Source organism: Streptomyces sp. NA02950, from assembly GCF_013364155.1.
GTDB lineage: Bacteria > Actinomycetota > Actinomycetes > Streptomycetales > Streptomycetaceae > Streptomyces.
Genome location: NZ_CP054916.1, coordinates 1125073 through 1149163 on the forward strand (window position 1 = coordinate 1125073; position 24091 = coordinate 1149163).

General features: G+C 71.1%; 22 protein-coding genes, 1 pseudogene and 1 riboswitch. Of the genes and pseudogenes, 13 read left to right on the forward strand and 10 right to left on the reverse strand.

Annotated elements, in window-relative coordinates:
- Positions 1-16 precede the first annotated feature (16 nt).
- The 3 genes from HUT19_RS04490 to HUT19_RS04500 form a co-directional block, all read right to left on the reverse strand.
- Complete coding sequence (locus HUT19_RS04490) at positions 17-1843, reverse strand: HEXXH motif domain-containing protein (protein ID WP_176179181.1); 1827 nt, start codon at positions 1841-1843, stop codon at positions 17-19.
- 34 nt (positions 1844-1877) lie between these two features.
- Positions 1878-2069 carry a hypothetical protein gene (locus HUT19_RS04495; protein WP_176179182.1) on the reverse strand — a complete coding sequence of 64 codons (192 nt, stop codon included), beginning with the start codon at positions 2067-2069 and terminating at the stop codon, positions 1878-1880.
- A 171-nt stretch (positions 2070-2240) separates the two neighbouring features.
- On the reverse strand, positions 2241-2936 hold the full coding sequence (locus HUT19_RS04500) for a DUF4232 domain-containing protein (protein ID WP_176179183.1): 696 nt from the start codon (positions 2934-2936) through the stop codon (positions 2241-2243).
- Between the two features lie 492 nt (positions 2937-3428).
- Positions 3429-3607: riboswitch (cyclic di-AMP (ydaO/yuaA leader) on the forward strand.
- 5 nt (positions 3608-3612) lie between these two features.
- Here HUT19_RS04500 and HUT19_RS04505 point away from each other — a divergent pair.
- Positions 3613-4776: a transglycosylase family protein gene (locus tag HUT19_RS04505; protein WP_176179184.1), complete on the forward strand. Its 1164-nt coding sequence runs from the start codon at positions 3613-3615 to the stop codon at positions 4774-4776.
- A gap of 118 nt (positions 4777-4894) precedes the next feature.
- On the opposite strand, the gene HUT19_RS04510 is transcribed toward HUT19_RS04505, so the two are convergent.
- Together HUT19_RS04510 and HUT19_RS04515 are read right to left on the reverse strand one after the other, a co-directional pair.
- Positions 4895-5164 carry a DUF1876 domain-containing protein gene (locus HUT19_RS04510; RefSeq protein ID WP_176179185.1) on the reverse strand — a complete coding sequence of 90 codons (270 nt, stop codon included), beginning with the start codon at positions 5162-5164 and terminating at the stop codon, positions 4895-4897.
- Between the two features lie 53 nt (positions 5165-5217).
- Positions 5218-5844 (reverse strand): annotated as a pseudogene (locus HUT19_RS04515) (phosphoribosyltransferase); the annotation flags it as partial.
- A 145-nt stretch (positions 5845-5989) separates the two neighbouring features.
- Here HUT19_RS04515 and HUT19_RS04520 point away from each other — a divergent pair.
- Both HUT19_RS04520 and HUT19_RS04525 read left to right on the forward strand, forming a co-directional pair.
- Positions 5990-6229, forward strand: coding sequence for a hypothetical protein (locus HUT19_RS04520; RefSeq protein ID WP_176179187.1), 240 nt, complete (start codon positions 5990-5992; stop codon positions 6227-6229).
- On the forward strand, positions 6226-6996 hold the full coding sequence (locus tag HUT19_RS04525) for a DUF72 domain-containing protein (protein WP_176179188.1): 771 nt from the start codon (positions 6226-6228) through the stop codon (positions 6994-6996). The genes HUT19_RS04520 and HUT19_RS04525 overlap by 4 nt, the downstream gene beginning before the upstream one ends.
- A 6-nt stretch (positions 6997-7002) precedes the next feature.
- Here HUT19_RS04525 and HUT19_RS04530 read toward each other — a convergent pair whose 3' ends face one another.
- Genes HUT19_RS04530 through HUT19_RS04545 form a run of 4 tightly spaced genes read right to left on the reverse strand, consistent with a single transcriptional unit; the run spans position 7003 to position 11326 of the window.
- Positions 7003-7827 carry a carbohydrate ABC transporter permease gene (locus HUT19_RS04530; protein WP_176179189.1) on the reverse strand — a complete coding sequence of 275 codons (825 nt, stop codon included), beginning with the start codon at positions 7825-7827 and terminating at the stop codon, positions 7003-7005.
- Positions 7824-8774, reverse strand: a complete 951-nt coding sequence (locus tag HUT19_RS04535) for a carbohydrate ABC transporter permease (protein WP_217712240.1) — start codon at positions 8772-8774, stop codon at positions 7824-7826. The genes HUT19_RS04530 and HUT19_RS04535 overlap by 4 nt, the downstream gene beginning before the upstream one ends.
- Positions 8771-10201 (reverse strand): extracellular solute-binding protein, encoded by a 1431-nt coding sequence (locus HUT19_RS04540; RefSeq protein ID WP_176179190.1) that lies wholly within the window; start codon positions 10199-10201, stop codon positions 8771-8773. The genes HUT19_RS04535 and HUT19_RS04540 overlap by 4 nt, the downstream gene beginning before the upstream one ends.
- A gap of 42 nt (positions 10202-10243) precedes the next feature.
- A complete protein-coding gene (locus tag HUT19_RS04545; RefSeq protein WP_176186471.1) occupies positions 10244-11326 on the reverse strand; it encodes a carbohydrate kinase family protein in 1083 nt (360 codons plus the stop codon).
- 228 nt (positions 11327-11554) lie between these two features.
- Between HUT19_RS04545 and HUT19_RS04550 the strand changes: the two genes are divergently transcribed.
- The 8 genes from HUT19_RS04550 (at position 11555) to HUT19_RS04585 (ending at position 20654) form a co-directional block, all read left to right on the forward strand.
- Positions 11555-12316, forward strand: coding sequence for a DeoR/GlpR family DNA-binding transcription regulator (locus tag HUT19_RS04550; RefSeq protein WP_176179191.1), 762 nt, complete (start codon positions 11555-11557; stop codon positions 12314-12316).
- Positions 12313-13689, forward strand: a complete 1377-nt coding sequence (locus tag HUT19_RS04555) for a 6-phospho-beta-glucosidase (RefSeq protein ID WP_176179192.1) — start codon at positions 12313-12315, stop codon at positions 13687-13689. Before HUT19_RS04550 ends, HUT19_RS04555 begins: the two co-directional genes overlap by 4 nt.
- A 453-nt stretch (positions 13690-14142) precedes the next feature.
- Positions 14143-14904 (forward strand): DeoR/GlpR family DNA-binding transcription regulator, encoded by a 762-nt coding sequence (locus tag HUT19_RS04560; RefSeq protein WP_176179193.1) that lies wholly within the window; start codon positions 14143-14145, stop codon positions 14902-14904.
- Between the two features lie 76 nt (positions 14905-14980).
- Positions 14981-16336, forward strand: a complete 1356-nt coding sequence (locus HUT19_RS04565; RefSeq protein WP_176179194.1) for a sugar ABC transporter substrate-binding protein — start codon at positions 14981-14983, stop codon at positions 16334-16336.
- Complete coding sequence (locus HUT19_RS04570; RefSeq protein WP_176179195.1) at positions 16329-17294, forward strand: carbohydrate ABC transporter permease; 966 nt, start codon at positions 16329-16331, stop codon at positions 17292-17294. Before HUT19_RS04565 ends, HUT19_RS04570 begins: the two co-directional genes overlap by 8 nt.
- Positions 17291-18169 carry a carbohydrate ABC transporter permease gene (locus HUT19_RS04575; protein ID WP_176179196.1) on the forward strand — a complete coding sequence of 293 codons (879 nt, stop codon included), beginning with the start codon at positions 17291-17293 and terminating at the stop codon, positions 18167-18169. Before HUT19_RS04570 ends, HUT19_RS04575 begins: the two co-directional genes overlap by 4 nt.
- On the forward strand, positions 18166-19155 hold the full coding sequence (locus HUT19_RS04580) for a zinc-dependent alcohol dehydrogenase family protein (RefSeq protein WP_176179197.1): 990 nt from the start codon (positions 18166-18168) through the stop codon (positions 19153-19155). Before HUT19_RS04575 ends, HUT19_RS04580 begins: the two co-directional genes overlap by 4 nt.
- A gap of 122 nt (positions 19156-19277) precedes the next feature.
- Positions 19278-20654, forward strand: a complete 1377-nt coding sequence (locus tag HUT19_RS04585) for an NAD(P)/FAD-dependent oxidoreductase (protein WP_176179198.1) — start codon at positions 19278-19280, stop codon at positions 20652-20654.
- Positions 20655-20737: 83 nt separating this feature from the next.
- Here HUT19_RS04585 and HUT19_RS04590 read toward each other — a convergent pair whose 3' ends face one another.
- Positions 20738-21292, reverse strand: coding sequence for a snapalysin family zinc-dependent metalloprotease (locus HUT19_RS04590; RefSeq protein ID WP_176179199.1), 555 nt, complete (start codon positions 21290-21292; stop codon positions 20738-20740).
- Between the two features lie 286 nt (positions 21293-21578).
- Here HUT19_RS04590 and HUT19_RS04595 point away from each other — a divergent pair, with 286 nt between their 5' ends.
- Together HUT19_RS04595 and recQ are read left to right on the forward strand one after the other, a co-directional pair.
- Positions 21579-22127, forward strand: a complete 549-nt coding sequence (locus HUT19_RS04595; RefSeq protein ID WP_176179200.1) for a YceI family protein — start codon at positions 21579-21581, stop codon at positions 22125-22127.
- A gap of 86 nt (positions 22128-22213) precedes the next feature.
- A complete protein-coding gene (gene recQ / locus HUT19_RS04600) occupies positions 22214-24079 on the forward strand; it encodes a DNA helicase RecQ (protein ID WP_176179201.1) in 1866 nt (621 codons plus the stop codon).
- Positions 24080-24091 lie beyond the last annotated feature (12 nt).

Here is a 24091-nt window from a genome sequence, read left to right on the forward strand (position 1 = left end):
ACCCGCGGGAACGGGCTCACGGAGGAGCATGGGTGCCGATCCACTCCGCGAGGGCCAGCGGATCGGGGCCCGGGCCGGGGTGCGCCGTCCCCGTGTCGCGTAGCGCCCGGTGGACGGCGAGCACCAGCTCGGGACGGCTCAGCAACGCCTGCCGCGCGGTGCCGTCCGGCATGCTGAGCGCGAGCCCCGCCCATGCGGAGAGATCGTCCGGGGACTTCTCCAGCCGGGCCCGGTAGCCGTCGAGCGCGGCCCCGGGCCGGTCCGCGGCCCAGTCGAGATCGGCTGCGTCCGGCGCGGTGCCGTCGGGGAGCAGTGCGTCCCGGTCCCTGTGGAGGCGGGTGAACATCACCGGTTCCATGAGCCGGTGGCGGACCAGCGCGGGGCGCGGCGGGGTCGCGGTGGGGGCCGCGCGGACCGAGGTCACGGGCAGGGCCCGCGGCGGGGCCGTGCCCAGCCGCCGGGCGCGGGCCCAGTGGCGGATCTGTACGGAGTCGGGTTGGAGGTGGCGCAGCCGGTAGACAAGTTCGGCGTCGAGGAGCACATCCGCCGCCCATCGCCGCGGCAGCGGCGGTACGGGTTCGGCCAGCCATCCGGCCAGGCGCTCCCCGGCGAGCCGAAGGAACCTTTCACCGAGTGGGGTGAGCCGGGCGTGCGCGAGGAGCGTACGCAGCCCCCGGGCGGTCTGCGCACGGCGCAGGGCGAACTCGAACGCGGCGGTGTCCCGGGCGGGTCCGGCCTCGGCGCGGTGCCATCGGTCCTGCCAGAATCCGGTGACACCCAGGAACGCGTACACCCCGTGCAGCAGCCCGCGCAGCGGTCTGGGGTCCAGCCTCCAGGGTGCGTAGTGGATCTCCTCCAGGCCCCCTTCGATCAGGGGCACCAGATCCATCAGGGCGCTGAGCTTGGTGTGCTGGGCCTCGTGGACCAGCGACGCGGCCAGGGTGAGCGGGTCCGCGGGGCGGCCGAGCAGTACACATCCATGGGCTTCCGGGGACGAGGCACTGAACAGATCGGGGTGGGCGGTGTACGGCACGGGGACGAGGGATCCCAGACAGGCCGCGATCCCGCGCGGATCGACCTGCGCCTGTTCCGCGACCAGCCGCCAGGCGGCGTCGAAACACGTCCGCCAGTGCTTCCACTCGTCGTCGTCGAGCCTTTCCGGCGGGGTGGTGCGGAGGAAATCGCGATAGGGGTCGACATCGTCGAGGAAGGGCGCGCAGATGAGCCCCTGGTGTTCGCCGCGCAATCGCCGGAGGCCGTACCAGCCCGGCGCATTCCCGGTGAGGTCGAATGGCAGCGGGACCGTATGCCGTCCGGCGGTCACCGTGGTCTTCCCTTCCGGGGTGCGGACGACCTCGGCGGTTTCCGCCGTCCGGTCCGGAAGGCGGGCGAAACCGAGGGCGGGGAGCATCACCCCGCCCTCGCGCACCGCTACCGTGATACGGAAGTCGATTCCCGCGAGAAGTGCGGCCGAAGCGGCCATGGCATACAGATAGCCGGTCTCGGCCCATAGTGGCGTTTTCACCGATTCCCGGCCGCGCAGCCTGCGCAGACAGCGGTTGAGCCAGGCGCCCGCCTGCGGGTGCAGCAGAATGCGCTCCACGGCGGCCGGGGCCGTGCGCTCCGCCCGGATCAGCAGCCGCCACGGCTCCCGGACATCCGGGAGCGGGCCCGGTAACGCGGGGTGTCCGGAGGCGATGCCGACCAGGGCGCGCAGCAGGAGCATGGTCCGGCTGCGCTGCCCTGATCGCAGCTCGGCCACCGACGACGCACCGCCCGAACCCCGGCCCAACTCGGTGAAGCACTGCTCCGAAAGGCGATGGAAGGAACATTCAGCCGTCATGGCCACCTTGTTCCGAGAAGCGAGGGATGCGGCACTATTCTGGAGTTCCCTCGCTTACGCAATTCTGTCCGGAAGAGGCGGCGTTCACCAGCGTCGGCGGAAATTGCACGGCGTCGAGCAGCCGCTGGGCCACCGAAGAAAGCCCGTCGTCCCGGTCGAGGTCTTCGAGGGTCGCTCCCGAAAGGTCCAGCAGCTCCGTCTCGACCCCGGTCGAGGCTCGCTCCATGACACCGTCCCCCTCCGGACGCTCTACACCGGCTCGCGTGAGGCACCCCTCATGGTGACCTACCCATTTTGATTGCGAAAGGGTGAACACAGCCAGTCGGCGCCTGGCTTGTCAAGATTTTCGGACACATCTACGCGAGGTGACATCGGGCCGCTATGCCGCTGTCAGATGTCAGCCGCCCACTCCGGAACGGACCGCCTCGACATCGAAGACCCCTCCGCAGACGCGGAAGGAGTGTGCGGCGACCTTCATGGCCCGGAAGGAGTCCGGCGGATAGGCCCGGATGCTCGCGGCGGACTTCCAGCACGGGGTGTCGGTCACGCCCTCGTTGAGGGTGTGCAGGACCGCGGAGGCACTGCCGCGCGGGGGCAGCGAGACGGTGGAGTGCGAGGGGCCCCGCCGCGTGGCGGGGTCGCCTATCAGGGCGCCGTCGGCGTCGAGCAGGGACACCCCCGGGAATCCGGTGAGGGTGCAGGCCGTGGTCGAGGTGTTGGTGAAGGCCAGCGGCAGATACACATTGCCCGCGCCCACGTCCTTGCGGCCGACCGACAGCTTCAGCTGCTCCGTGGAGCAGACGCGGCGTACGGCCGGGGCGGCGGAAGCGGCGGCCGAGGCGGAATCCGCCGCGGACCGCGGACCGGACGGGGCGGAGTGGTCACGCGGGGCGGCGGCATCCCTGGCCGCGCCCACCGCGTTCGAGGATCGGGCGGCGCCGGAGGAATCGGAACGCGTCCACGCCCCGTCCCCGGCGTCGGTGCCGCATCCGGTGGCCGTGGCCAGCGCGCCGATGAGCAGCGCGGATAGGACCAGCGGCCGGGAGCGGGCTGCTGCTGTGCGCCGTAACGCCGTGCCGTGCCGTTGCACCATGAGCGACCTCCCCAGGTCAGCCATCGGCCGGGGCACCGGCCGCGAGGGCGGGTGCCCCGATGCTTCCTGTCCATCCCCCTTGGCTCCCCTTCCCCGCTTTGACGCCCTTATGTCACCTGGAGCAATCAACCGCATTCCGGCAGCAATTCCAGATATGGAGCACTTCACCGTAATCGGTCGAATCGGAAGGTGGTGATGCAGGTCACAAAGAAATCCACCAACTGATCGATTTCCAGGCCGAGATCATCGATCGGCAGTGGATTCCTTTGTGGCGTAACGTTTCTGACGGTCATTCGGCAAGAATCCCTCTCGCTCTCCGGAGGAGAGCCGGAGCACAGAGTGACACCAGGCGGTGAGCCCGGAAGCCAGGGCCTTGATCAAGACCCCGATACCTTGTCGTGACCAAAACGATGTGTTTACTGTGCGGCTCTCGTCGCATTCCATGCGCGGGCCTCCTTCGCCGGAGCGCCGAGTCCTGCCGTCGGCTGAGGGGTGACAACGACGACCTGTCACGGCAGGAGCGGGGGAACCAGGTAGGCGCCGTACCGTGCGATCCGCGCGGTACGGCTTGGGGTGAAGACGCACCACGGAGCCAAGGCGCCGTGTGCCGTGCGGCCGGGCAACTCCAGCCCGAACCCGACAGCTCACCTCGCAGGCGTAGGAGAGGAAGAGCTCAATGGCTGCACGCGGACGTCACCGCCGGCCTAAGCCTCGCCGCGTCTCCCGCGCCCATCTCGCGTTCACCGCGGGCGGCGCCGGGGTGGCCCTGCCGCTCATCGGTGTCGGCCAGGCGAACGCCGCCTCCGTCGACACCTGGGACAAGGTCGCGGAGTGCGAATCCGGCAACAACTGGAGCATCAACACCGGCAACGGCTACTACGGTGGCCTCCAGTTCTCTCAGAGCACCTGGCAGGCGTACGGCGGCGGCTCCTACGCCGCACGGGCCGACCTGGCCACCAAGGGCGAGCAGATCACGGTGGCCGAGAAGGTACTCGCGAGCCAGGGCCCCACCGCCTGGCCCGTCTGCTCGGTGAAGGCCGGTCTGACGCGCGGCGGCCCGGCCCCGGACGTCTCGACCGGCTCCGGTGCGCGGACCCCGGAGGCGGCGCCGAAGTCCACCCCCAAGGCGGCCCCGAAGGCCGCTCCCAAGGCCACCACCAAGGCCGTTCCGCAGTCGGCCTCGTACACCGTGGCCGGGGGTGACACCCTCTCCCGGATCGCCGGTGCCGAGCACGTCGACGGCGGATGGGAGGCGCTCTACGACGCCAACCGCCGGACCATCGGCGACGACCCGAACCTGATCATGCCCGGTCAGCGGCTCACCCTCGACACCCACGCCGGGGGCGGACGGGAGCGGGCCCCACAGGCCAAGCCCAAGGCCACACCGAAGCCGAAGGTCAGCACCGCACAGGGAGGGCAGGACTCCGCAGCCTCCTCCTTCACCACACCGGTCGCCAGCACCAAGGTGGGCACCGCCTACGGGGTGCCCGGCAGCAACTGGTCCAGCGGCCACCACACCGGCACCGACTTCCCCGTGCCGGTGGGCACCCGGGTGCGGGCGGTGGGCCCGGCCGAGGTGGTCGCGGCGGGCTGGGGCGGGGCGTACGGCTACCAGGTCGTCCTGCGCCACTCCGACGGCATGTACAGCCAGTACGCGCACATGTCGTCGCTCTCCGTCCACGTCGGCCAGTCGGTCAAGGGGGGCCAGCAGATAGGCAACTCCGGTTCGACCGGCAACAGCACGGGACCGCATGTGCACTTCGAGGTGCGCACCGGGCCCGACTACGGTTCTGACGTGAATCCGCTGAGCTATCTGCGCTCGAAGGGCGTGTCCATCTGAGCGCCACCCGAGCGGCCTGAGATCGCACCGGGCTGCCCGGACGAACACCGTCCGGGCAGCCCGGTGCGTCCGCCGCGGCACCCTCATGCCACGGCAGACGCCGCTCTTCGCGACCTCGCTACATCGTCAGATGTGCCTTGGAGTGAGTGACTTCCTCGATGTCGCCGCCCGCCTTGCCGATCAGCCGGTGGGCGAGATTGCTCAGTGCCCTCGCCGCCGCGATCTCCTCGCCGACCCTCGGCTGTGCCGGGTCGTCGGGGTTGCGGTTGGCACGGCCCTGGGCCAGCATTTCGGTGCCGTCGTGCATCCTCAGCCGGACCACCGCTTCGGTGAGCGGGCCGACCTCACGGAATTCCATCTGTATGTCGCATCCCACGATCGTCTCCATCGCGATCACCTCCTGCCTCACCTTCCAGGATGCGCCTCCCCCGCCTCTCCAGTCGACCGGGACAGCAACTCCACCACCTCGGCGTCCCCGGTCTGGGAGAAGTCCCGGTACCACTCGCCGACCGCGGAGAACTCCGGCGGCGAGGACAGGCACACCACCTCGTCCGCGTCCTCGCGCAGCGAGGTGACCGCGTCCGGCGGCGCCACCGGCACTGCCAGGACGACCCGGGCCGCCCCCTGGGCCCGCGCGACCCGGCAGGCGGCGCGTGCGGTGGCGCCGGTCGCGATCCCGTCGTCCACGACGATCACCGTCCGGTCCTCGATCGCCATCCTCGGCCGTCCCCGGCGGAACCGCCGCGCCTGGCGGACCAGTTCCGCCTGCTCGGTCCGCTCCACCTCCTGGAGGTCCCCCTCGTCGGCCCGGCTCATCCGGACGATCGCCTGGTGCACCACCCGCACACCGCCCTCGCCGATGGCGCCGAAGCCCAGCTCCCGGTGGTAGGGGACACCGAGCTTACGGACGATGATCACGTCCAGCGGTGCCCGGAGGTCCCGGGCGACCTCGAAGGCCACCGGCACCCCGCCCCGGGGCAGCCCCAGCACCACGGGCCGCTCGTCGCGCAGCGGCCGCAGCGCCTCGGCGAGGCGCCGCCCGGCGTCCACGCGGTCGTTGAAGATCATCGCTCACCCCCGGCACACAGGCTCTCCTTCGAATCAAGCCGACAATCCTCCGGGTCGCAAACGGGCCGGTCCCGCGGGGCGGCCCGGCGGGGACGACCGCGCGTGAATCCGGGCGCCTCCGCCGACGCGGAGGCACCCTGGAGGTATGACGAACACGACGAATCCGGTCGAGTCCGGGTACCCCGTCTTCGTCGAGCCCTTCGACGAGGACAGCCGCTACCGGCTGGTGCGGCTGCGGGGCCTCGGCTGTGAACCCCTCGAGCGGGAGGAGTTCGAACCGCGGATCCGCCGGGCCTTCCCGGACATCGACTTCGACGATCCGGAGCAGGTCCACTGGGCCGACCGGCCGGGGCAGTGGCCCGCCTGGCACCCGGGCGAGGCATGACCGTCCTGGTCGGCACGTCGGGCTGGCAGTACAAGGACTGGCGGGGCGATCTCTATCCGGCCGACTGCCCGCAGCGGCTGTGGCTGGAGGAGTACGCGCGTGCCTTCGCCACGGTCGAGAGCAACAACGCCTTCTACCGGCTGCCCGAGCACGACCAGTTCGCCACCTGGCGGGAGCGCACTCCCGGCGGCTTTGTGATGGCGCTCAAGGCCAGCCGCTATCTCACCCACATCAAGCGGCTGCGCGACCCCCAGGAGCCGGTGGAACGGCTGATGGCGCACGCTCGGGGCCTCGGTGACCGGCTCGGCCCCGTCCTGCTCCAGCTCCCGCCCACCCTGCGCGCCGACGCCGCGCTGCTGGACACCTGTCTGGGCTGCTTCCCCGCCGGGACCCGGGTGGCCGTCGAACCGCGCCACACCTCCTGGTGGACCGATGAGGTGCGCGCGGTGCTGGAGCGGCACGGCGCCGCGCTGTGCTGGGCGGACTCCGGATCGCGCCCGGCCGCCCCGCTGTGGCGCACCGCCGGGTGGGGCTATCTGCGCTTCCACGGGGGCCGCGCCCGGCCGGCCCCGCGCTACGGCGCCCAGGCGCTGGCCACCTGGGCGCACCGGGTGGACGAGACCTGGCCGGGCGGTGCCGAGGTGTACGCGTACTTCAACAACGACACGGGCGGGGCGGCGGTGCACGACGCCGCCGCCTTCGCCCGGGCGCTGTCCCGGCTGGGCCAGGAGGTCAGCCGTACGCCCTCCCGGCTGCCGGTGGGATAGCCGGGCTCACTCCTTGACCGCTCCGCCGAGCATCCCTTCGACGAAGCGGCGCTGGAGCGCCACGTAGACGACGACCACCGGCAGGGCGATGAGCACCGAGGCCGCCGCGAGCAGGGCCGCGTCGGAGCTGTGCCGGCCCTGGAAGAAGGCCAGGCCCAGCGGGACGGTGCGATGGGCCTCGTCGCTGACCATCACCAGTGCCATCAGGAACTCGTTCCAGGTCCACATGAAGGTGATGACCACCAGGGTGGAGATCGCCGGGCGGCCCATGGGGACCAGCACCCGCCACAGCGTGGTCCAGGTGTCCGCGCCGTCGATCCGGGCCGCCTCGATCACGGCCCGGGCGCTGCTCCGGAAGTAGGTGCGCATCCAGAACACACCGAAAGCCAGGGACTGCGCGGTCTGCGGCAGGATCAGCGCCCAGTAGGTGTCGGTGAGCCCGGCCCAGCGCAGATCGAAGTAGAGCGGGACGACCAGGGCCTCCTGGGGGAGCGTGAGCCCGATGACGAACAGGTAGAACAGGACGGTGGAGCCGGGGAAGCGCATCACGCCGAAGGCGTACGCCGCCGGCACGGCCAGCACGGTGGTGGCCGCGACGACGACCGCGGTGACCAGCACCGAGTTGCCGAGGTAGGTGCCGAAGTGGCCGCGGCTCCAGGCGTCGGTGAAGTTGCTCCAGTGCGGTCCGCCCTCGGGCAGCGAGAACCCGGTGTCCAGGGAGTCCTGGGAACCGAAGGCCGTGGAGAGGATGCCGATCACCGGGGTGAGCGCGATGACGGCGAACAGGGCCAGGATGCCGTAGGTGACCGTGCGTTCCAGACGTGTGGTCATGACCGCCGCCCTTCGACGAGCCGGGAGACCGTGACGGTCAGGACGAAGATCAGCACCGTGAGGGCCACCCCGACGGCGGCGGCCGAGCCGACCTGGTTGGTCTCGAAGGCCCGGTGGTAGACCTCGTAGGCGGGTACGGAGGTGGCGTTCCCGGGGCCGCCGCTGGTGGTGATGTAGATGAGGTCGAAGTTGCGCAGCCCCGCGATGATGGTCAGCGTCAGCGCCACCGCGATCTGCGGCCGGAGGCCGGGCAGGGTGACGGTGCGGAACTCCCGTACCGGCCCGGCGCCGTCGATCCGCGCCGCCTCGTACAGCTCGCGCGGGATCCGCTGGGCCCCGGCGAGGAAGAGGATCATGCACAGTCCGGTGCCGACCCAGGTGCCGACCACACCGACGGCGGGCAGCGCCCAGGTGTAGTCGCCGAGCCACGGGCGTGCCAGTGAGCCGAGGCCGACCGCCCGGAGGGTGTCGTTGAGCAGCCCGTCCGGGGCGAGGATGGAGCGCCAGGCCACCCCGACCACGATCAGCGCCAGCACCTGGGGCAGGAACAGCACGGTGCGGAAGAAGGTCATACCGCGGACCCGGACCCGGGACATCACCGCGGCCAGCAGCAGTCCGATCGCCACCGGCAGCGCCGAGTAGAAGACGAGCAGCAGCAGGGCGTGGGCGAACGGGGCACGCAGCGAAGGATCACTGAACAGATCGCGGTAGTTGTCGAACCCGGCCGGGGTGGCCACGGTGAGCCCGTCCCAGTGCACGAACGACAGCCACACCGACTGGCCGAAGGGGTAGAGCAGGAAGACGGCGTACACCGCGAGGGCGGGCAGGATGTAGAGATAGCCGACGGCACGGGGCTCACCGGGTGCCTGCCGCCGGTAGCCGCTCCTCAGCGCGGTGAGGCGGCCCTCCGTGCGGTCCGCCGTCGGGCCCTTCGTCCGGCCGTTCATTCGGTGCCCGCCGGGTCCGGCTTCGCCGTGTGGCGTTCACGCTGTTGCGCCATGAAGGCGCCGTAGTCCTTCTGGAGCGTGGTGGCCAGCTTCTCCGGCGAGGTCTTGCCGCTGACGACGCCCTGGAGGGCGGCCGAGAGGGTGTCGTAGAACGTGGGCGTGGAGTAGTCCAGGTACGGGACGAGCCCGTCGGCGGCACTGAGCCGCTTCCAGCCATCGACCATCTGGCCGTCGACGGTGTCCGGCGCGACCTCGGCGGCTGCCCTGCCGGGTACGGCGGGCAGCACACCGTGGCGGGTCATGACGTCGGCCGCGTGGGCGTTGGTGATGAAGTCCAGGTAGGCGGCGGCCACTTCGGGGTGGCGGGAGCGGGAGGTGATGGACCAGGCCAGGCCCTGGCCGCCGGTGGTGACGGGATCGCCACCGGCCTTCGCGGGCGGCGGCGGCATCAGGCCCAGCTTGTCGCCCATGGTCTTCTTCAGATCGGCCAGCTGCCAGGTGCCGGTGAGCAGATAGGCGCCGTCGCCGGAGGCGAACTTCTTGGCCGCGTCGTCGTAGCCGAGGCCGTTGGCGCCCTTGGGCAGGTAGCCGCGCTTCGTCCAGTCGGTGAGGGTGGCCGCGGCGTCCTTGGTGGCGGCGGTGTCGAAGCCGTCACCGCGGCCGAGGACGGTGTCCCGGGTACCGGCGCCGTCCACCTGGCCCTGGAGCACCCCGAAGGTGTGGATGGCCGGGTACTTGTCCAGGTTGCCGAACTGGACGGGCAGTTCGCCGCGGCCCTTGAGCTTCGCCAGGCCGTCGGTGAAGTCCCGCCAGGTCTCCGGGGGTTCCAGGCCCGCCTTCTTCAGCAGGTCCTTGTTGTAGTAGAGACCGATGTACTCACCGGTCTGGGATATGCCGTACAGCCGCCCGGTGCCGAAGTCGGTGCCGTCGGCGGAGACCCGGTTGAGGTTGAGCAGCGTGTTCGGGTAGCGGGTGTTCCAGTCGTAGATCCCGGCCTGGTTGTCGAGCGGGGCGAGCAGTCCGGCGCGGACGAAGGAGACCATATCGGGGTAGCCCTGGTTGGCCTGGATGACGTCCGGCGGGTGGTTGCCGGAGACGGCCAGTTTGAGCGTGGTCTTCAGATCGGTGAAGCCGCGCGCCACCCGCTTGATCCGCACATTGGGGTACTTCCGCTGGAACTCCTTGTTGAGCTGCTCCAGTTCACCGTTGGTGCCACCGCGGATCTCCTGGTCCCACACGGTCAGCGTGACCTTTCCGGCCTTCGCCGGATCCGGTACGGCGGTGGCGGCCCCGGTGCCGGGACCGGCGGCCCCCGAGCCGTCGGTCCCGGGCACACAGCCCGCGGCGAGCAGGACGAGGGCGGCGCTGAGCACGGTGGGCGCGGCTCTGGTGTGCCGTCGGCGCGCCCCGGTACCGGGGATTCCCATGCCAGATCTCCTTCATGCGGTGAGCAGGACCCGCGGGCGGTGTCAGGCGCCCCGGAAGCCGATGGTGGGCAGCGCCCTCAGCCGTGGCCAGTCGCGCACTCCGGGCGGTATCAGACCGGAGAGGAATCCGTAGCGGTGTGCCAGGTCGCGGGCGTCCGCGGCCCCGCCGCGGGCGGAGCGTTCGGCGCGGTTCCACCACCCGGCCACCTCCGGCCAGCCGGGCGCGGCCAGCGAACCGCCGAAGTGCTGGACGGACAGGGCGGCGGTGAGGTTGGCGAAGGCGAGCCGGTCGGTGAGCGGCCATCCGGCGAGCGTCCCGGTCATGAATCCGGCCACGAACACATCACCGGCGCCGGTGGGGTCGAGCGCGTCCACGGCGAGCCCCGGCACCTCGGCGCTCTCCCCGCTGACCGAGTCGACGGCCACCGCGCCCTCGGGGCCCTTGGTGACCACGGCGATGGGCACCCGTTCGGCCAGGGCGCGCACCGCCCGCTCGGGGCTGTCGGTGCCGGTGTAGCGCTGGGCCTCGGCCGCGTTGGGCAGAAAGGCGTGGGCGTGGGGCAGATCGGGGAGGGCGGCGAGGTCCCAGCGTCCGCTGTCGTCCCAGCCGACGTCGGCGAAGACCTTGCTGCCCTGGGCGTGTGCCAGGCCCACCCACTCCTCCGGCCGTCCTGGTTCGAAGGAGGCCACGCAGGCGCGGGTGCGGGGCGGGGTGCCGGGGACGGCGGGCGGCGGGGCCGGATGCTCGTGGGTCACCATGGTGCGTTCGCCCTCGTACGCCATGGAGACCGTGACCGGGGAGTGCCAGCCGGGGACCCGACGGGAGGGGGTGAGGTCGACGCCCTCGCCGTTCTCCAGGCTCTCCCAGCAGTAGTCGCCGTAGACGTCGGCGCCGAACGCCGCGGCCAGGGTGGTGTGGAGTCCGAGCCGGGCCAGCGCGGTGGCCATGTTGGCGATGCCGCCGGGGCTCGAACCCATGCCGCGCGCCCAGCTCTCGGTGCCGCGCACGGGGGCGTGGTCGAGTCCGGTGAAGATGATGTCCAGGAACACGGTGCCGGTCAGATAGACGTCGTGCACGGGGTCCGCGGGAGCGCGCAGCGCCGCGAGCGGATCGATCGGGTGGATCGAGTGGATCGAGTGGATCGAGTGGATCGGATCGGGTCTTCCGGCCGTGAAGCTCACCAACGCGCCTTTCTCTGCTCCGTGGGACTCTTCCTCGGTGCGACGGGTGCGCCATGGCACCGGGAGAACGGGGTGTCGTGGGCGTGAGCGACACCCTGCACCCGCCTGACGATTAATGCAAGAGGTCAGTCACACTCGCGCAGAGTCGCTCAGGTGGAGTAGGTTTCCCCCATGCTGCGAGAGACCCGCCACGAGAAGCTGCTGAGCATCCTCGGCGAGGAGGGGGTGCTCCCCATCGGGGAGATCGCCACGCGTCTGGGCATCAGCGAGGCCACCGCCCGGCGGGACATCACCGAGCTGGGCCGGGCCGGGCGACTCACCCGGGTCTACGGCGGCGCGGTGGCCGCCCCCAGGCCGGACGAGGAGCGCCCGTTCGGCGAGGTGGAGGTCGACGACCTGGCCGAGAAGCAGGCCGTCGCCCGCCGGGCCGCGGAGCTGGTCGCGGACGGCGATGTCCTGCTGCTGGACATCGGCACCACCACGCTCCAGCTCGCCAAGCAGCTGCGCGGACGGCCGGTCACCATCGTGACCAGCAATCTCGCGGTCTACGACGAACTGCGCGACGACCCGCAGGTGACACTGATCCTGCTCGGCGGGCAGGTACGCGCCAACTACCGGTCGGTGGTGGGTTTCCTCACCGAGTCCAACATCCGGCAGCTGCACGTCGGCCGGCTCTTCCTCGGCGCCAGCGGGGTGCTGCCGGACGGCAGTGTGCTGGACAGCACCCATGTGGAGGTGCCGGTGAAGCGGGCCATGCTCGAGGCGACCCGCGAGGTGGTGCTGCTGGTCACCGCGGGCAAGTTCCCCGGTGAGACCGGTCTCGCCCGGATCTGCGGACCCCGGCGGATCGACACCCTGATCACCAACACAACATCCGATCCGGCGACGCTCGCCGTGTTCCGCGAGGCCGATGTGGAGGTACTGACCGTATGAGGCTGACTGTGCTGGGCGGCGGCGGTTTCCGTATGCCCCTGGTGTACCGGGCGCTGCTGGACGACACCGGGGACGCGGCGGGGCGCTGCACCGAGCTGGTGCTGTACGACACCGACCGGACCCGGCTCGACGCCATCGGCGCGGTCCTGGCCGAGCAGGCGGCGGGCCGTGCCACCGCCCCCGCCGTACGGGCCACCACCGACCTCGACGACGCGCTGCGCGGTGCCGACTTCGTGTTCTCCGCCATCCGCGTCGGCGGTCTGGAGGGGCGTGCGCACGACGAGCGGCTCCCGCTGGCCGAGGGGGTGCTCGGCCAGGAGACCGTCGGGGCGGGCGGGGTGCTCTACGGGCTGCGCACCCTGCCGGTGGCGGTCCGGATCGCCGAGCGGATCGCGGCGGTGGCCCCGGACGCCTGGGTCATCAACTTCACCAACCCCGCGGGCATGGTCACCGAGGCGATGCAGCGGGTGCTGGGCGACCGCGTGATCGGCATCTGCGACTCACCGGTGGGGCTGTGCCGCCGGGCGGCGCGGGCGCTGGGCGCCGACCCGGACCGGACCTCCTACGACTACGTCGGGCTCAACCATCTCGGCTGGCTGCGCCGGCTGGTCGTGGACGGCCGGGACCGGATGCCCGAACTCCTCGCGGACACCGGCCTGTTGGAGTCCTTCGAGGAGGGCAAGCTGTTCGGCGCCGAATGGCTGCGGGCGCTGGGCGCCCTGCCCAATGAGTATCTGCACTACTACTACTTCAACCGCGAGGCGGTGGCCTCGATCCGGCAGGCGCCGGCCACCCGCGGCGAGTTCCTCCGGGAGCAGCAGGCCCGTTTCTACACCTCGGCCGCCGCCGAGGGCGCGGGGGCGCTGGAGGTCTGGGAGCGGACCCGGCTGGAGCGCGAGGCCACGTACATGGCGGAGAGCCGCGAGGCCACCGGCGGATGGCAGCGCGACACCTGTGACCTCGACGGCGGCGGCTACGACCGGATCGCGCTGGCCCTCATGCGGGCCATCGCCCGCAATGAGCGCGCCACCCTGATCCTCAACGTCCGCAACGGCTCCGCGGTCCCGGGTCTCGACGCCGATGCCGTGGTGGAGGTGCCGTGTCTGGTGGACGCGGGCGGGGCGCGCCCGCTGGCGGCCGGGGCGGTGGCCCCGGACCAGCTCGGGCTGATGCTCTCGCTGAAGGCGGTGGAGCGCTCGACGATCGAGGCGGCGGCCGCCTCGGCGGCGACCGGGGCGGGCGCCCGCGCGGGCGGCGCCCGCGGTGCGGCCCTGCGGGCTCTCGCCCTCCATCCGCTGGTGGACTCGGTGAATGTGGCGGCCCGGATCCTCGATGCCTCGGGGGCGCTGACCCACGAGCCGCCCCGCTCCTAGGGCGTGTCCGTGAAGTCGCGCCGGGTGAGCCCGCGGCGTCTGGCGTGCGATCGCAAGGCTGAGCTTCGCGCTCGTAGGGGGCCTGCCCGGGTGATCCCGGCAACGCAGCGAGCGTGCGTACCAGGCGTCGCGGGCCCGGCGGGACTTTGCGGACACCCCCTAGGAGCCCCCTGGGAGCTGTCCGAACGGGCACACTCCAGTCGTCGGCCCCGCCCGGTCGGGCCCCGCGGTCCGCCCCCGTCCAGCAAACGGGCGGCAAACGGGCACACCGGGCGGGCAGCCAGGCATCCCCGATCCGTATCCCTGTCCACTTCACAGCCACTGACCTGCTGAGATAACGTTCAGGAAACGGGCACATACGGTCACGATCTCCTCGGCGTCAAGGCTGGCCACGTGATGGCGCGCTTGTAAAACTTCCACGCAAGCCAGGAGAGTGACGCAGGGAGGCGCGGGATGGAGGCGGAGGAACGCCGTCGGGAGATCCTCGACACGGCCCGCCGTGCCGGGGTCGTCGACGTCGGCAAACTCGCCGCGGACCTCGGCGTCTCCAAGGAGACCGTGCGCCGCGACCTGAGGGTGCTGGAGGAACACGGTCTGGTGCGCCGCACCCACGGCGGTGCCTATCCCGTGGAGAGCGCGGGGTTCGAGACGACCCTGGCCTTCCGCACCACCATGCACGTCCCGGAGAAGTCCCGGATCGCGGAGGCGGCGGCCGCGCTGCTGGGCGACGCCGAGACGGTCTTCGTGGACGAGGGGTTCACCCCGCAGCTGATCGCGGAGGCCCTGCCCCGGGACCGTCCGCTCACCGTGATCACCGCGTCGCTCGCCACCGCGGGCGGTCTCGCAGGGCGGGAGAACACCACCGTGCTGCTGCTCGGCGGCCGGGTGCGCGGCGGCACCATGGCCACCGTGGACCACTGGGCGACCCATATGCTCTCCGGCTTTGTCATCGACCTGGCCTTCATCGGCGCCAACGGCATCTCCCGGCAGTACGGCCTCACCACGCCCGATCCGGCGGTCAGTGAGGTCAAGGCGCAGGTGGTCCGGGTCTCCCGGCGGAAGATCTTCTCCGGGGTGCACACCAAGTTCGGCGCCGTCAGCTTCTGCCGGTTCGCGGAAGTGTCCGACTTCGAGGCCATCGTGACCGACACCGGACTCCCGCTCACCGAGGCACACCGCTACTCCCTGCTGGGCCCGCAGATCATCCGCGCCTGACACGCCGTCACGCCGTATGCTGCGCAGCGCGGTTACTCCCCCCTTCCTCCCACACGTCCCTTCGATTGGACCTGTCATGCCCGTCCTGACACTTCGTGCTGCCCGGATACCGCTGGTGGCCCTGACCGCGGGAGCGCTCCTCGCCGGGTGCGCCGGCATGGGGGGCGGTGGGTCCGGCGGCAAGACCATCAATGTGCTGATGGTCAACAACCCCCAGATGATGGACTTGCAGAAGCTCACCGCGAAGCACTTCACCAAGGAAACCGGCATCAGGGTGAACTTCACGGTGCTGCCGGAGAACGACGTCCGCGACAAGATCAGTCAGGACTTCGCCAATCAGGCCGGTCAGTACGACGTGGCCACCATCAGCAACTTCGAGGTGCCGTTCTACGCCAGGAACGACTGGCTGCTGCCGCTGGACGACCGGGTGGCGAAGGACCGGGCCTTCGACCAGAAGGACATCCTGCCCCCGATGCGCCAGTCGCTGACCGCCGACGACGGCCGGCTGTACGCCCAGCCGTTCTACGGTGAGTCGTCGTTCCTGATGTACCGCAAGGACGTGTTCGCCGAGAAGCATCTGACCATGCCCGAGCGGCCCACCTGGCAGCAGGTGGCCGACCTGGCGGCCAAGGCCGATGGCGCCCGCAACGGGATGAAGGGCATCTGTCTGCGCGGACTGCCCGGCTGGGGCGAGCTGATGGCGCCGCTCACCACGGTCGCCAACACCTTCGGCGGCACCTGGTTCAGCAAGGACTGGAAGGCGCAGCTCACCTCCCCCGGGTTCGCCAAGGCGACGAAGTTCTATGTCGACCTGGTGCGCAAGCACGGCGAGGCGGGCGCCGCCCAGTCCGGGTTCGCCGAATGCCTCAACAACCTCACCCAGGGCAAGAGCGCCATGTGGTACGACGCCACCTCGGCCGCCGGATCGCTGGAGGCCGCCGACTCGCCCGTCAAGGGCAAGATCGGCTATGTCCAGGCGCCGGTGGTGAAGACCAAGAGCTCGGGCTGGCTCTACACCTGGGCCTGGGGGATCCAGAAGGCGACCCGCACCCCCGACAACGCGTGGAAGTTCGTCCGCTGGGCCTCCAGCAAGAAGTACGAGACCCTGGTGGGCAAGACGTTCGGCTGGGCCAATGTCCCGGCGGGCAAACGGGCGTCCACCTACGCCGACCCCGACTACCGCAAGGCCGCCGGCACCTTCTCGGAGGTCACCCGCAAGGCCATCACCAGCGCCCGGCCACGTGACCCGGGTGTGCAACAACGGCCGACCATCGGGATCCAGTTCGTCGACATCCCCGAGTTCTCCGACCTCGGCACCAAGGTCGCCCAGGAGATCAGTGCCGCGATCGCCGGAAAGCAGTCCGTCGACGAGGCGTTGAAGAAGTCGCAGAAGCTGGCCGAGAGGGTCGGCGAGGAGTACCGAGATGAGTAATCCCACGACTGCCGCCCCCGTCCGCGGCCCGCGCCCGCCGGCCGCGGCCACCGCCACCCGGCGCTCCCCCGAGATCCCCCGCAACCGCGCCCGCGAGTGGGCCACGCGGGCTCCGCTGATGCCCGCGCTGATCTTCCTGATCGTGGTCACCCAGCTGCCGTTCGCGGCCACACTGGTGATCTCCTTCTTCGACTGGAACGCCTTCCGGCCCGAGCGCCGTGAGTTCACCGGTCTGGACAACTACCGGACCGTCGCCAGTGACGAGGGCCTGCGCGAGTCCATCCTGACCACCGTGCTGCTGACCGCCACCGTGGTGATCGTCAGTGTGGTGCTGGGACTGCTGCTGGCGCTGCTGCTGGACCGCAGGTTCCGTGGCCGCGGACTGGTGCGCACCATGCTCATCGCACCGTTCCTGCTGGTCCCGGTGGCCTCCGCGCTGCTGTGGAAGCATGCGCTGTACAACCCTGAGTACGGGCTGTTCAACGGGGTACTCACCTGGCTGGGTGGGCCCCAGCCGGACTGGATCTCCGATATGCCCCTGCTGGCCGTGGAGATGTCCCTGGTGTGGCAGTGGACACCGTTCATGATGCTGATCCTGCTGGCCGGGCTCCAGAGCCGCCCCCTGGACATGATCGAGGCCGCCCGGCTGGACGGTGCGGGCAACTGGCAGATCTTCCGTTATCTCACCCTGCCGCATCTGCGCCGCTATCTGGAGCTGGGCACCCTGCTCGGGTCGATCTACATCGTGCAGAACTTCGACGCGGTGTTCACCCTGACCCGTGGCGGCCTGGACACCGCCAACCTCCCCTACACCATCTACGAGACCTTCTACAACGCCCATGAGTACGGGCTGGCATCCGCGGCGGGCGTGCTGGTGGTGATCGGCACGATCGTCATCGCCACCTTCGCGCTGCGTGTGGTGTCGTCCCTGTTCCGTGAGGAGGTGTCCCGCGCATGACCGCGTCGACCGCCCCGGCGGCCACCACCGCCGTTCCCCCGTCCGCCCGCCGGGCCAGGCGCCGCGGTGCCGCGCTCGGCCTGCTCGCCTGGTTCACCGGGATCGTGTTCGTCCTGCCGGTGCTGTGGATGGTGCTGACCTCCTTCCACTCCGAGCCGGACGCCGCCACCAATCCGCCGTCGGTGGCAGCGCCCCTCACCCTGGACGGCTACCGCGAGTTCTTCGGGGCGGGCGGTGGGGCCAGCCCGTGGCCGCCGCTGCTCAACTCGCTGGGCGCGAGCGTGTTCTCCACCCTCTTCGTGCTGGTGCTGGCGCTTCCGGCGGCGTACGCGCTGTCCATCCGGCGGGTGCGCAAGTGGACGGATGTGATGTTCTTCTTCCTGTCCACGAAGATGCTGCCGGTGGTGGCCGGTCTGCTCCCGGTGTTCCTGTTCGCCAAGGACACCGGCTTCCTGGACAACATCTGGCTGCTGGTCATCCTCTACACCTCGATGAACCTGCCGATCGCGGTGTGGATGATGCAGTCCTTCCTCGCCGACATCCCGGTGTCCGTGATCGAGGCGGCGCAGATGGACGGCGCGCGGCTGCCGACCGTCCTGGTGCGGGTGATCGCCCCGATCGCCGGTCCGGGGATCGCCGCCACCTCGCTGATCTGCTTCATCTTCAGCTGGAACGAAATGCTCTTCGCCCAGGTGCTCACCGGTGTGGTCGCCCAGACCGCGCCGGCGTTCCTGACCGGCTTCGTCACCAGCCAGGGCCTGTTCCTCGCCCAGGTGTGTGCCGCGTCGGTCGTCATTTCCCTGCCGGTGCTGGCCGCCGGTTTCGCCGCCCAGGACAAGCTGGTCCAGGGCCTGTCGCTAGGAGCCGTCAAATGAGGGCCGCGGTCATCGAAGCCCCCGGCAAGGTCACCGTCGAGACCGTTCCGGACCCCACGCCGGGACCCCGCGAGGTGGTGGTCGATGTGGCGGCGTGCGGCCTGTGCGGCACCGATCTGCACATTCTCCAGGGCGAGTTCGCCCCCACGCTGCCGATCATCCCCGGGCACGAGTTCGCCGGACAGGTGGTGGGCATCGGCAGCGGTGTCACCGAGCTGGCGGTGGGCGACCGGGTCGCGGTGGATCCCTCCCTGCACTGCCATGAGTGTCGCTACTGCCGGATCGGACGGGGCAATCTCTGCGACAACTGGAACGCCATCGGGGTCAGTGTGCCCGGCGGTGCCGCCGAGTTCGCCGTCGCCCCGGTGGCCAACTGCGTCAAGCTGCCGGAGCATGTGGAGATGGCGGACGCGGCCCTCATCGAGCCGCTGTCCTGCGCGGTGCGCGGTTATGACGTGCTGCACGGCAATCTGGGCGCGGAGGTGCTGATCTACGGCTCGGGCACCATGGGCCTGATGATGCTGGAGCTGGCCAAGCGGACCGGGGCCACCAGCGTGGACGTGGTGGACATCAACGCCGACCGGCTGTCCACCGCGGGCACCCTGGGCTGCTCCCGGTCCGCCGCCTCGGCGGCGGAGCTGGAGCAGCCGCGCGGCTGGGACGTGGTCATCGACGCGACCGGCAACCAGGCCGCCATTCAGGACGGGCTGGGCCGCGTGGCCAAGGCCGGAACGTTTCTTCAGTTCGGTGTCTCCGACTACGCGACACGGGCCACCATCGAGCCGTACAAGATCTACAACCAGGAGATCACCATCACCGGTTCGATGGCCGTGCTGCACAGCTACGAACGAGCCGCCGGACTGTTCGCCTCGGGCGTCCTGGACCCGGAGGTCTTCATCAGCCACCGGCTGCCGCTCGAGGAGTACCCCGCGGCGCTGGACCGGTTCCGGTCGGGCGAGGGCCGGAAGATCGTGGTGGTGCCTTGAGCCCGGCGCACCCGGCGCACCGGTGGGGAGGAGCGCTCCGCCCTCCCCACCGGCCGTGTTGACGCACCCTGTCCCGGGCTCCAGGCTTGGGCCGAAGCGATCTTGGGCCAGGAGGGTACGGGATGAACGGCACGGCGGTAGTGGTGGGCGGAGGGCTGGCGGGCACGCTGGCGTTAGGCGCTCTGATCGGGCATGTCGGCACGGTCACCGTGATCGAACGGGACCGCTATCCCGAGGATCCGATGTTCCGCAAGGGCGTCCCGCAGGGGCGCCATCTCCATGTCTTCCTCAGCGGCGGCCAGCGGGCCCTGGACACGCTTCTGGCGGGCACGCTCGCGGAGTTGGAGGCGGCGGGCGCACACCGCATGGAGGCGCCGCGCGATGTGATCACCAGGACCTCCACCGGCTGGCAGCGCCGCTACCACGAGGGCAAGCATGCCCTGCTCAGCTGCACCCGTCCGCTGTTCGACGCCACCGTACGGGCCCGGGTGCTCGCCGAGGCGGACCGCTCCGGCACCCGGGTGGAGGTGCTGGAGGCGACCGAGGCCGTCGGGCTGCTCGGCACGGCGGAGCGGGTGACCGGTGTACGGGTGCGTTCGCGCGACGCGGGGCGCGCCGAGCGCGAGATCCACGCCGATCTGGTCATCGATGCCTCCGGGCGCTCCTCGCGCGCTCCCCAGTGGTTCGAGCAACTCGGCCGTCCGGCACCGCGCGAGGAGGTGGTCGATGCCGGGATCGGCTACGTAACCCAGATGTTGCGCCCCGCCGAACCGCTCGAGATGTCGATGGTCGTCGAGCCCCGGCCCAACTGCCCGCGCGGCGCCGCGTGGTGCCCGGTGGAGAACGGCAACTGGCTGCTGACGATGTCCGGAGTGCGCGGCCACCATCCACCCACCGACGGCTCGGAGGTGCTGGACTTCGTGGCGTCGCTCGACGAACCTCATCTGCACGAGCATCTGCGCGGCTGCGAACCGGTGTCCCCGCCGTACGGCTATCGTGACACCGCCAACCGCCGCCGCTACTACCACGCCCAGGGCGGCGTGCCCGAGGGCTTCATCGCGGTATCGGACGCCGCCTGCACCTTCAACCCCATCTACGGGCAGGGCATGTCCGTCGCCGCCCTCAGCGGTCTCGCGCTGCGCCGGTGCCTCACCGAGGGCGGTCTGCGGCCGGGTCTGGCCGCCGTGGCGCAGCGCGCGGTGGCCCGGGCCAGTGACACCGCCTGGCTGACCGCCGTGGGCGCGGACCGCCCGTACGCGACGGGGGACGACGCGACCCCGCCCGGGACCGCCGAGCGATTGCAGACCTGGTACTTCGGCCGCCTGGTGGCGCGGGCGACCATCGATCCGGTGGTCGGCGCGGCCTTCCGCGACATCACGCATCTGGCCGCGCCCCCGTCGCGGCTGCTCTCCCCCGCCGTCGCGCTGCGGACGGTGCTGCTGCCGCGCCGTGGGGGGCTTCCGACGCCGCCCCTGCGGGTGGAGGGCGTGGCCCGGTAGTGCCGGGGGCGGGCCGTGGGGGATCTCAGGCCCGCCCCGCCGAGCGCTCGGGCCGGCCGGTCAGGCCGGTCCGGTGCGCCGGATCAGTCCGCGTGGACGGTGGTCCGTGCCGTGCCCGAAGTCGCCGCCGTGACGCCGAAGTTGCCCTCCACCTCGGACTTCTCGGAGGCGTCGGGATAGGGGTTGGTGCAGGACGTCCCGGCCGTGGAGCCGGACATCAGGCTGGAGCACGGGCCGGGCTTCTTGTCGGGCAGCCCCAGGATGTGGCCGAGCTCGTGGGAGGAGATCCGCACGGTGTTGTAGCCCTGGTCGACGGCCTGGCGGCCGAAGTAGACGGTGCCGCTTCCCAGGCCGGTGACCGCGGCGCGCGGCCAGCCGTCGTCCGCGACGACACGCACGTTGGCCCGCTGACCGGAGGTGGCGGGCTTGAGCTGGACGTTGGCCACGCTCTCGTTCCACACCGCCACGCCCTTGGCCACGGCGTCCTTGAACTCGGCCGCCCCGGAGGCGTCGTACGTCACCACACGGGCGGCGGCGCGCTCGGTCGGGGCGGGGGCGGCCACGGCCTGTCCGCCCGCGAGGGCGAGAACCGCCGCCACGGCGGCTGGTAAGGCACGCACAAGCCTGCTGGATGTCACGATCGGCCTCCTTGTGGGGGAAGGAACCTACTGACCTTCTGGACGTGAGCATGGCGAGCCGCCATGCTCACCGGCCACCATGCCCAGCCCGGGCTCCATCCAACCGGCGTTCCCAGCCTCCGTTCTGTCCGGCGGGATCCACCCGTTCGGCCCAGGCGCGCCCCCGCCCGCCGGCGAGGCCACCACCGCGCGGTGCCGCCGGGCGGGGGAACGTCACCGCGCCGGATCCCCGCGCGCTGTTTAGCCTGCAGAGGGACATACGCCGGCTGCGAAGGACGTGAACGCCATGGCGGACACCGCCGACACCACCCCCACCTCCCCCGTCTCCCCCGCCTCCCCCGCCGTCGGCCACTGGCGCCTGGACGCCGACCGGTCCTCGGTCCGTCTCCGGCACCGGGGCATGTGGGGGCTGGTCAATGTCAAGGGCGCCTTCACCCGGGTGGAGGGCGACGGCGAGGTGAGGCCCGACGGCTCCGCCCACGGCAACCTGGCCATCGACGCCGCCTCGCTGGACACCGGCATCCGCAAACGCGACACCCATCTGCGCGGCCCGGACTTCTTCGACGTGGCCAACCATCCGCGGATGGTCTTCACCGTGACCGACGCGTCCCCCGAGGGCAGCGGCGCGGTGCGGGTCAACGGCGTGCTGACCGTCATCGGCCACAGCCACCCGATGACGTTCACCGCCCGGCTCGACGAGGCGGCCAAGGACGCCGTCACGCTCACCGCGGAGGTCGTGATCGACCGCGAGGACTTCGGGATGACCGCGAACCCCGGCGGCATGATGACGGGCGCGGCCACCGTGTCCGTCGTCGCCCGGTTCACCCGGCATTAGCGGCCCGGGCACCCGCCCGTCGCCCACGCCCGCGGCCGGGGCCCACACGTTTCGTGGGCCCCGGCGCGGACCTCTAGAATCGCCGGATGGCTCTCCCGGAGAACGGTCCCGAACCCGGCAACGGCCCCGACGGCAGCGAGGCGGAGCGCGTACTGCACCGCGTCTTCGGCTACGACGCGTTCCGGGGAGGTCAGCAGGAGATCATCGAGCATGTGGTGGCCGGTGGTGACGCGCTGGTCCTGATGCCGACCGGCGGCGGCAAGTCGCTGTGCTACCAGATCCCCGCGCTGGTCCGGAAGGGCGTGGGGGTGGTCGTCTCACCGCTCATCGCGCTGATGCAGGACCAGGTGGACGCCCTGCGCAACCTCGGGGTGCGGGCCGGTTTCCTCAACTCCACCCAGGACCTGGACGAGCGGCGGCTGGTCGAGGCCGAGTTCCTCGCGGGCGAGCTGGACCTGCTGTACCTGGCGCCGGAGCGGCTGCGCGTGGAGTCCACGCTGCGGCTGCTGGACCGGGGCACGGTGTCGCTGTTCGCCATCGACGAGGCGCACTGCGTGGCCCAGTGGGGACACGACTTCCGGCCCGACTACCTGGCCCTGTCCGAGCTGCACGAGCGCTGGCCGAGCGTGCCCCGGATCGCGCTGACGGCGACCGCCACCGAGGCCACCCACTCCGAGATCGCCTCGCGGCTGAAGCTCCAGGACGCCCACCACTACGTGGCCAGCTTCGACCGCCCCAACATCCAGTACCGGATCGCCGCCAAGAACGACCCCAAGCGGCAGCTGCTGGAACTGCTGCGCACCGAGCACACGGGCGACGCGGGCATCGTCTACTGCCTGTCCCGCTCGTCGGTGGAGAAGACCGCCGATTTCCTGGTGGCCCACGGGATCGAGGCACTGCCGTACCACGCGGGGCTGGACGCGCGGACCCGCGCCGAGCACCAGGCGCGCTTCCTGCGCGAGGACGGTCTGGTGGTGGTGGCGACCATCGCCTTCGGCATGGGCATCGACAAACCGGATGTGCGGTTCGTGGCCCATCTGGACCTGCCCAAGTCCGTCGAGGGCTACTACCAGGAGACGGGCCGCGCGGGGCGGGACGGGCTGCCGTCCACCGCCTGGCTGGCGTACGGGCTCCAGGACGTCGTCCAGCAGCGGAAGATGATCGACACCTCGGAGGGGGACGACGCCCACCGGCGGCGGCTGGGCGCCCATCTGGACGCCATGCTGGCGCTGTGCGAGACCGTCGAGTGCCGCCGGGTCCGGCTGCTGGCCTACTTCGGCCAGCAGAGCGGTCCCTGCGGCAACTGCGACACCTGTCTGACCCCGCCGGAGTCCTGGGACGGCACCATCCCCGCGCAGAAGCTGCTGTCCACGGTGGTCCGGCTGAAACGGGAGCGCCACCAGAAGTTCGGCGCGGGCCAGATCATCGACATCCTGCTCGGCAAGAAGACGGCGAAGGTCATCCAGTTCGACCATGACGCCCTGTCGGTGTTCGGCATCGGCACCGAGCTGCGCGAGGCCGAATGGCGCGGTGTGGTACGGCAGTTGCTGGCGCAGGGGCTGATCGGTGTCGAGGGCGACTACGGCACGCTGGTGCTCACCGAGAGCAGCGCCGCGGTGCTGAACCGGGAGCGTGAGGTCAGGCTGCGGCGGGAGCCGGAGAAGGCCGCCCGCGCGGCCAAGACCGGCAAGGCGTCCAAGTCCAAGGGCGCGGAGGCGTCCGCCGAACTGCCCGAGGAGGCGGTGCCGGTCTTCGAGCGGCTGCGCGCCTGGCGCGCCGCCTCCGCGAAGGAGCAGGGCGTCCCCGCGTATGTGATCTTCCACGACGCCACGCTGCGGCAGATCGCCACCGAGCAGCCCGCCACGCTGGAGGCGCTGGGCACGGTGAGCGGTGTCGGTGAGAACAAGCTGGCGAAGTACGGGCAGCAGATCCTGGACACACTGGCGGAGTAGCGGGCCGGGGCC

Excerpts from the sequence above, each read along its gene's own strand:
- HUT19_RS04535 (WP_217712240.1), bottom strand. The coding sequence starts at position 8,774 with ATGAACGGCCGGACGAAGGGCCCGACGGCGGACCGCACGGAGGGCCGC.
- HUT19_RS04495 (WP_176179182.1), bottom strand. The coding sequence starts at position 2,069 with ATGGAGCGAGCCTCGACCGGGGTCGAGACGGAGCTGCTGGACCTTTCG.
- HUT19_RS04500 (WP_176179183.1), bottom strand. The coding sequence starts at position 2,936 with ATGGTGCAACGGCACGGCACGGCGTTACGGCGCACAGCAGCAGCCCGC.
- HUT19_RS04490 (WP_176179181.1), bottom strand. The coding sequence starts at position 1,843 with ATGACGGCTGAATGTTCCTTCCATCGCCTTTCGGAGCAGTGCTTCACC.
- HUT19_RS04575 (WP_176179196.1), top strand. The coding sequence starts at position 17,291 with ATGACCGCGTCGACCGCCCCGGCGGCCACCACCGCCGTTCCCCCGTCC.
- HUT19_RS04595 (WP_176179200.1), top strand. The coding sequence starts at position 21,579 with ATGGCGGACACCGCCGACACCACCCCCACCTCCCCCGTCTCCCCCGCC.
- HUT19_RS04540 (WP_176179190.1), bottom strand. The coding sequence starts at position 10,201 with ATGGGAATCCCCGGTACCGGGGCGCGCCGACGGCACACCAGAGCCGCG.
- HUT19_RS04520 (WP_176179187.1), top strand. The coding sequence starts at position 5,990 with ATGACGAACACGACGAATCCGGTCGAGTCCGGGTACCCCGTCTTCGTC.
- HUT19_RS04560 (WP_176179193.1), top strand. The coding sequence starts at position 14,143 with ATGGAGGCGGAGGAACGCCGTCGGGAGATCCTCGACACGGCCCGCCGT.
- HUT19_RS04585 (WP_176179198.1), top strand. The coding sequence starts at position 19,278 with ATGAACGGCACGGCGGTAGTGGTGGGCGGAGGGCTGGCGGGCACGCTG.
- HUT19_RS04550 (WP_176179191.1), top strand. The coding sequence starts at position 11,555 with ATGCTGCGAGAGACCCGCCACGAGAAGCTGCTGAGCATCCTCGGCGAG.
- recQ (WP_176179201.1), top strand. The coding sequence starts at position 22,214 with ATGGCTCTCCCGGAGAACGGTCCCGAACCCGGCAACGGCCCCGACGGC.
- HUT19_RS04525 (WP_176179188.1), top strand. The coding sequence starts at position 6,226 with ATGACCGTCCTGGTCGGCACGTCGGGCTGGCAGTACAAGGACTGGCGG.
- HUT19_RS04565 (WP_176179194.1), top strand. The coding sequence starts at position 14,981 with ATGCCCGTCCTGACACTTCGTGCTGCCCGGATACCGCTGGTGGCCCTG.
- HUT19_RS04580 (WP_176179197.1), top strand. The coding sequence starts at position 18,166 with ATGAGGGCCGCGGTCATCGAAGCCCCCGGCAAGGTCACCGTCGAGACC.
- HUT19_RS04505 (WP_176179184.1), top strand. The coding sequence starts at position 3,613 with ATGGCTGCACGCGGACGTCACCGCCGGCCTAAGCCTCGCCGCGTCTCC.
- HUT19_RS04555 (WP_176179192.1), top strand. The coding sequence starts at position 12,313 with ATGAGGCTGACTGTGCTGGGCGGCGGCGGTTTCCGTATGCCCCTGGTG.
- HUT19_RS04530 (WP_176179189.1), bottom strand. The coding sequence starts at position 7,827 with ATGACCACACGTCTGGAACGCACGGTCACCTACGGCATCCTGGCCCTG.
- HUT19_RS04510 (WP_176179185.1), bottom strand. The coding sequence starts at position 5,164 with ATGGAGACGATCGTGGGATGCGACATACAGATGGAATTCCGTGAGGTC.
- HUT19_RS04570 (WP_176179195.1), top strand. The coding sequence starts at position 16,329 with ATGAGTAATCCCACGACTGCCGCCCCCGTCCGCGGCCCGCGCCCGCCG.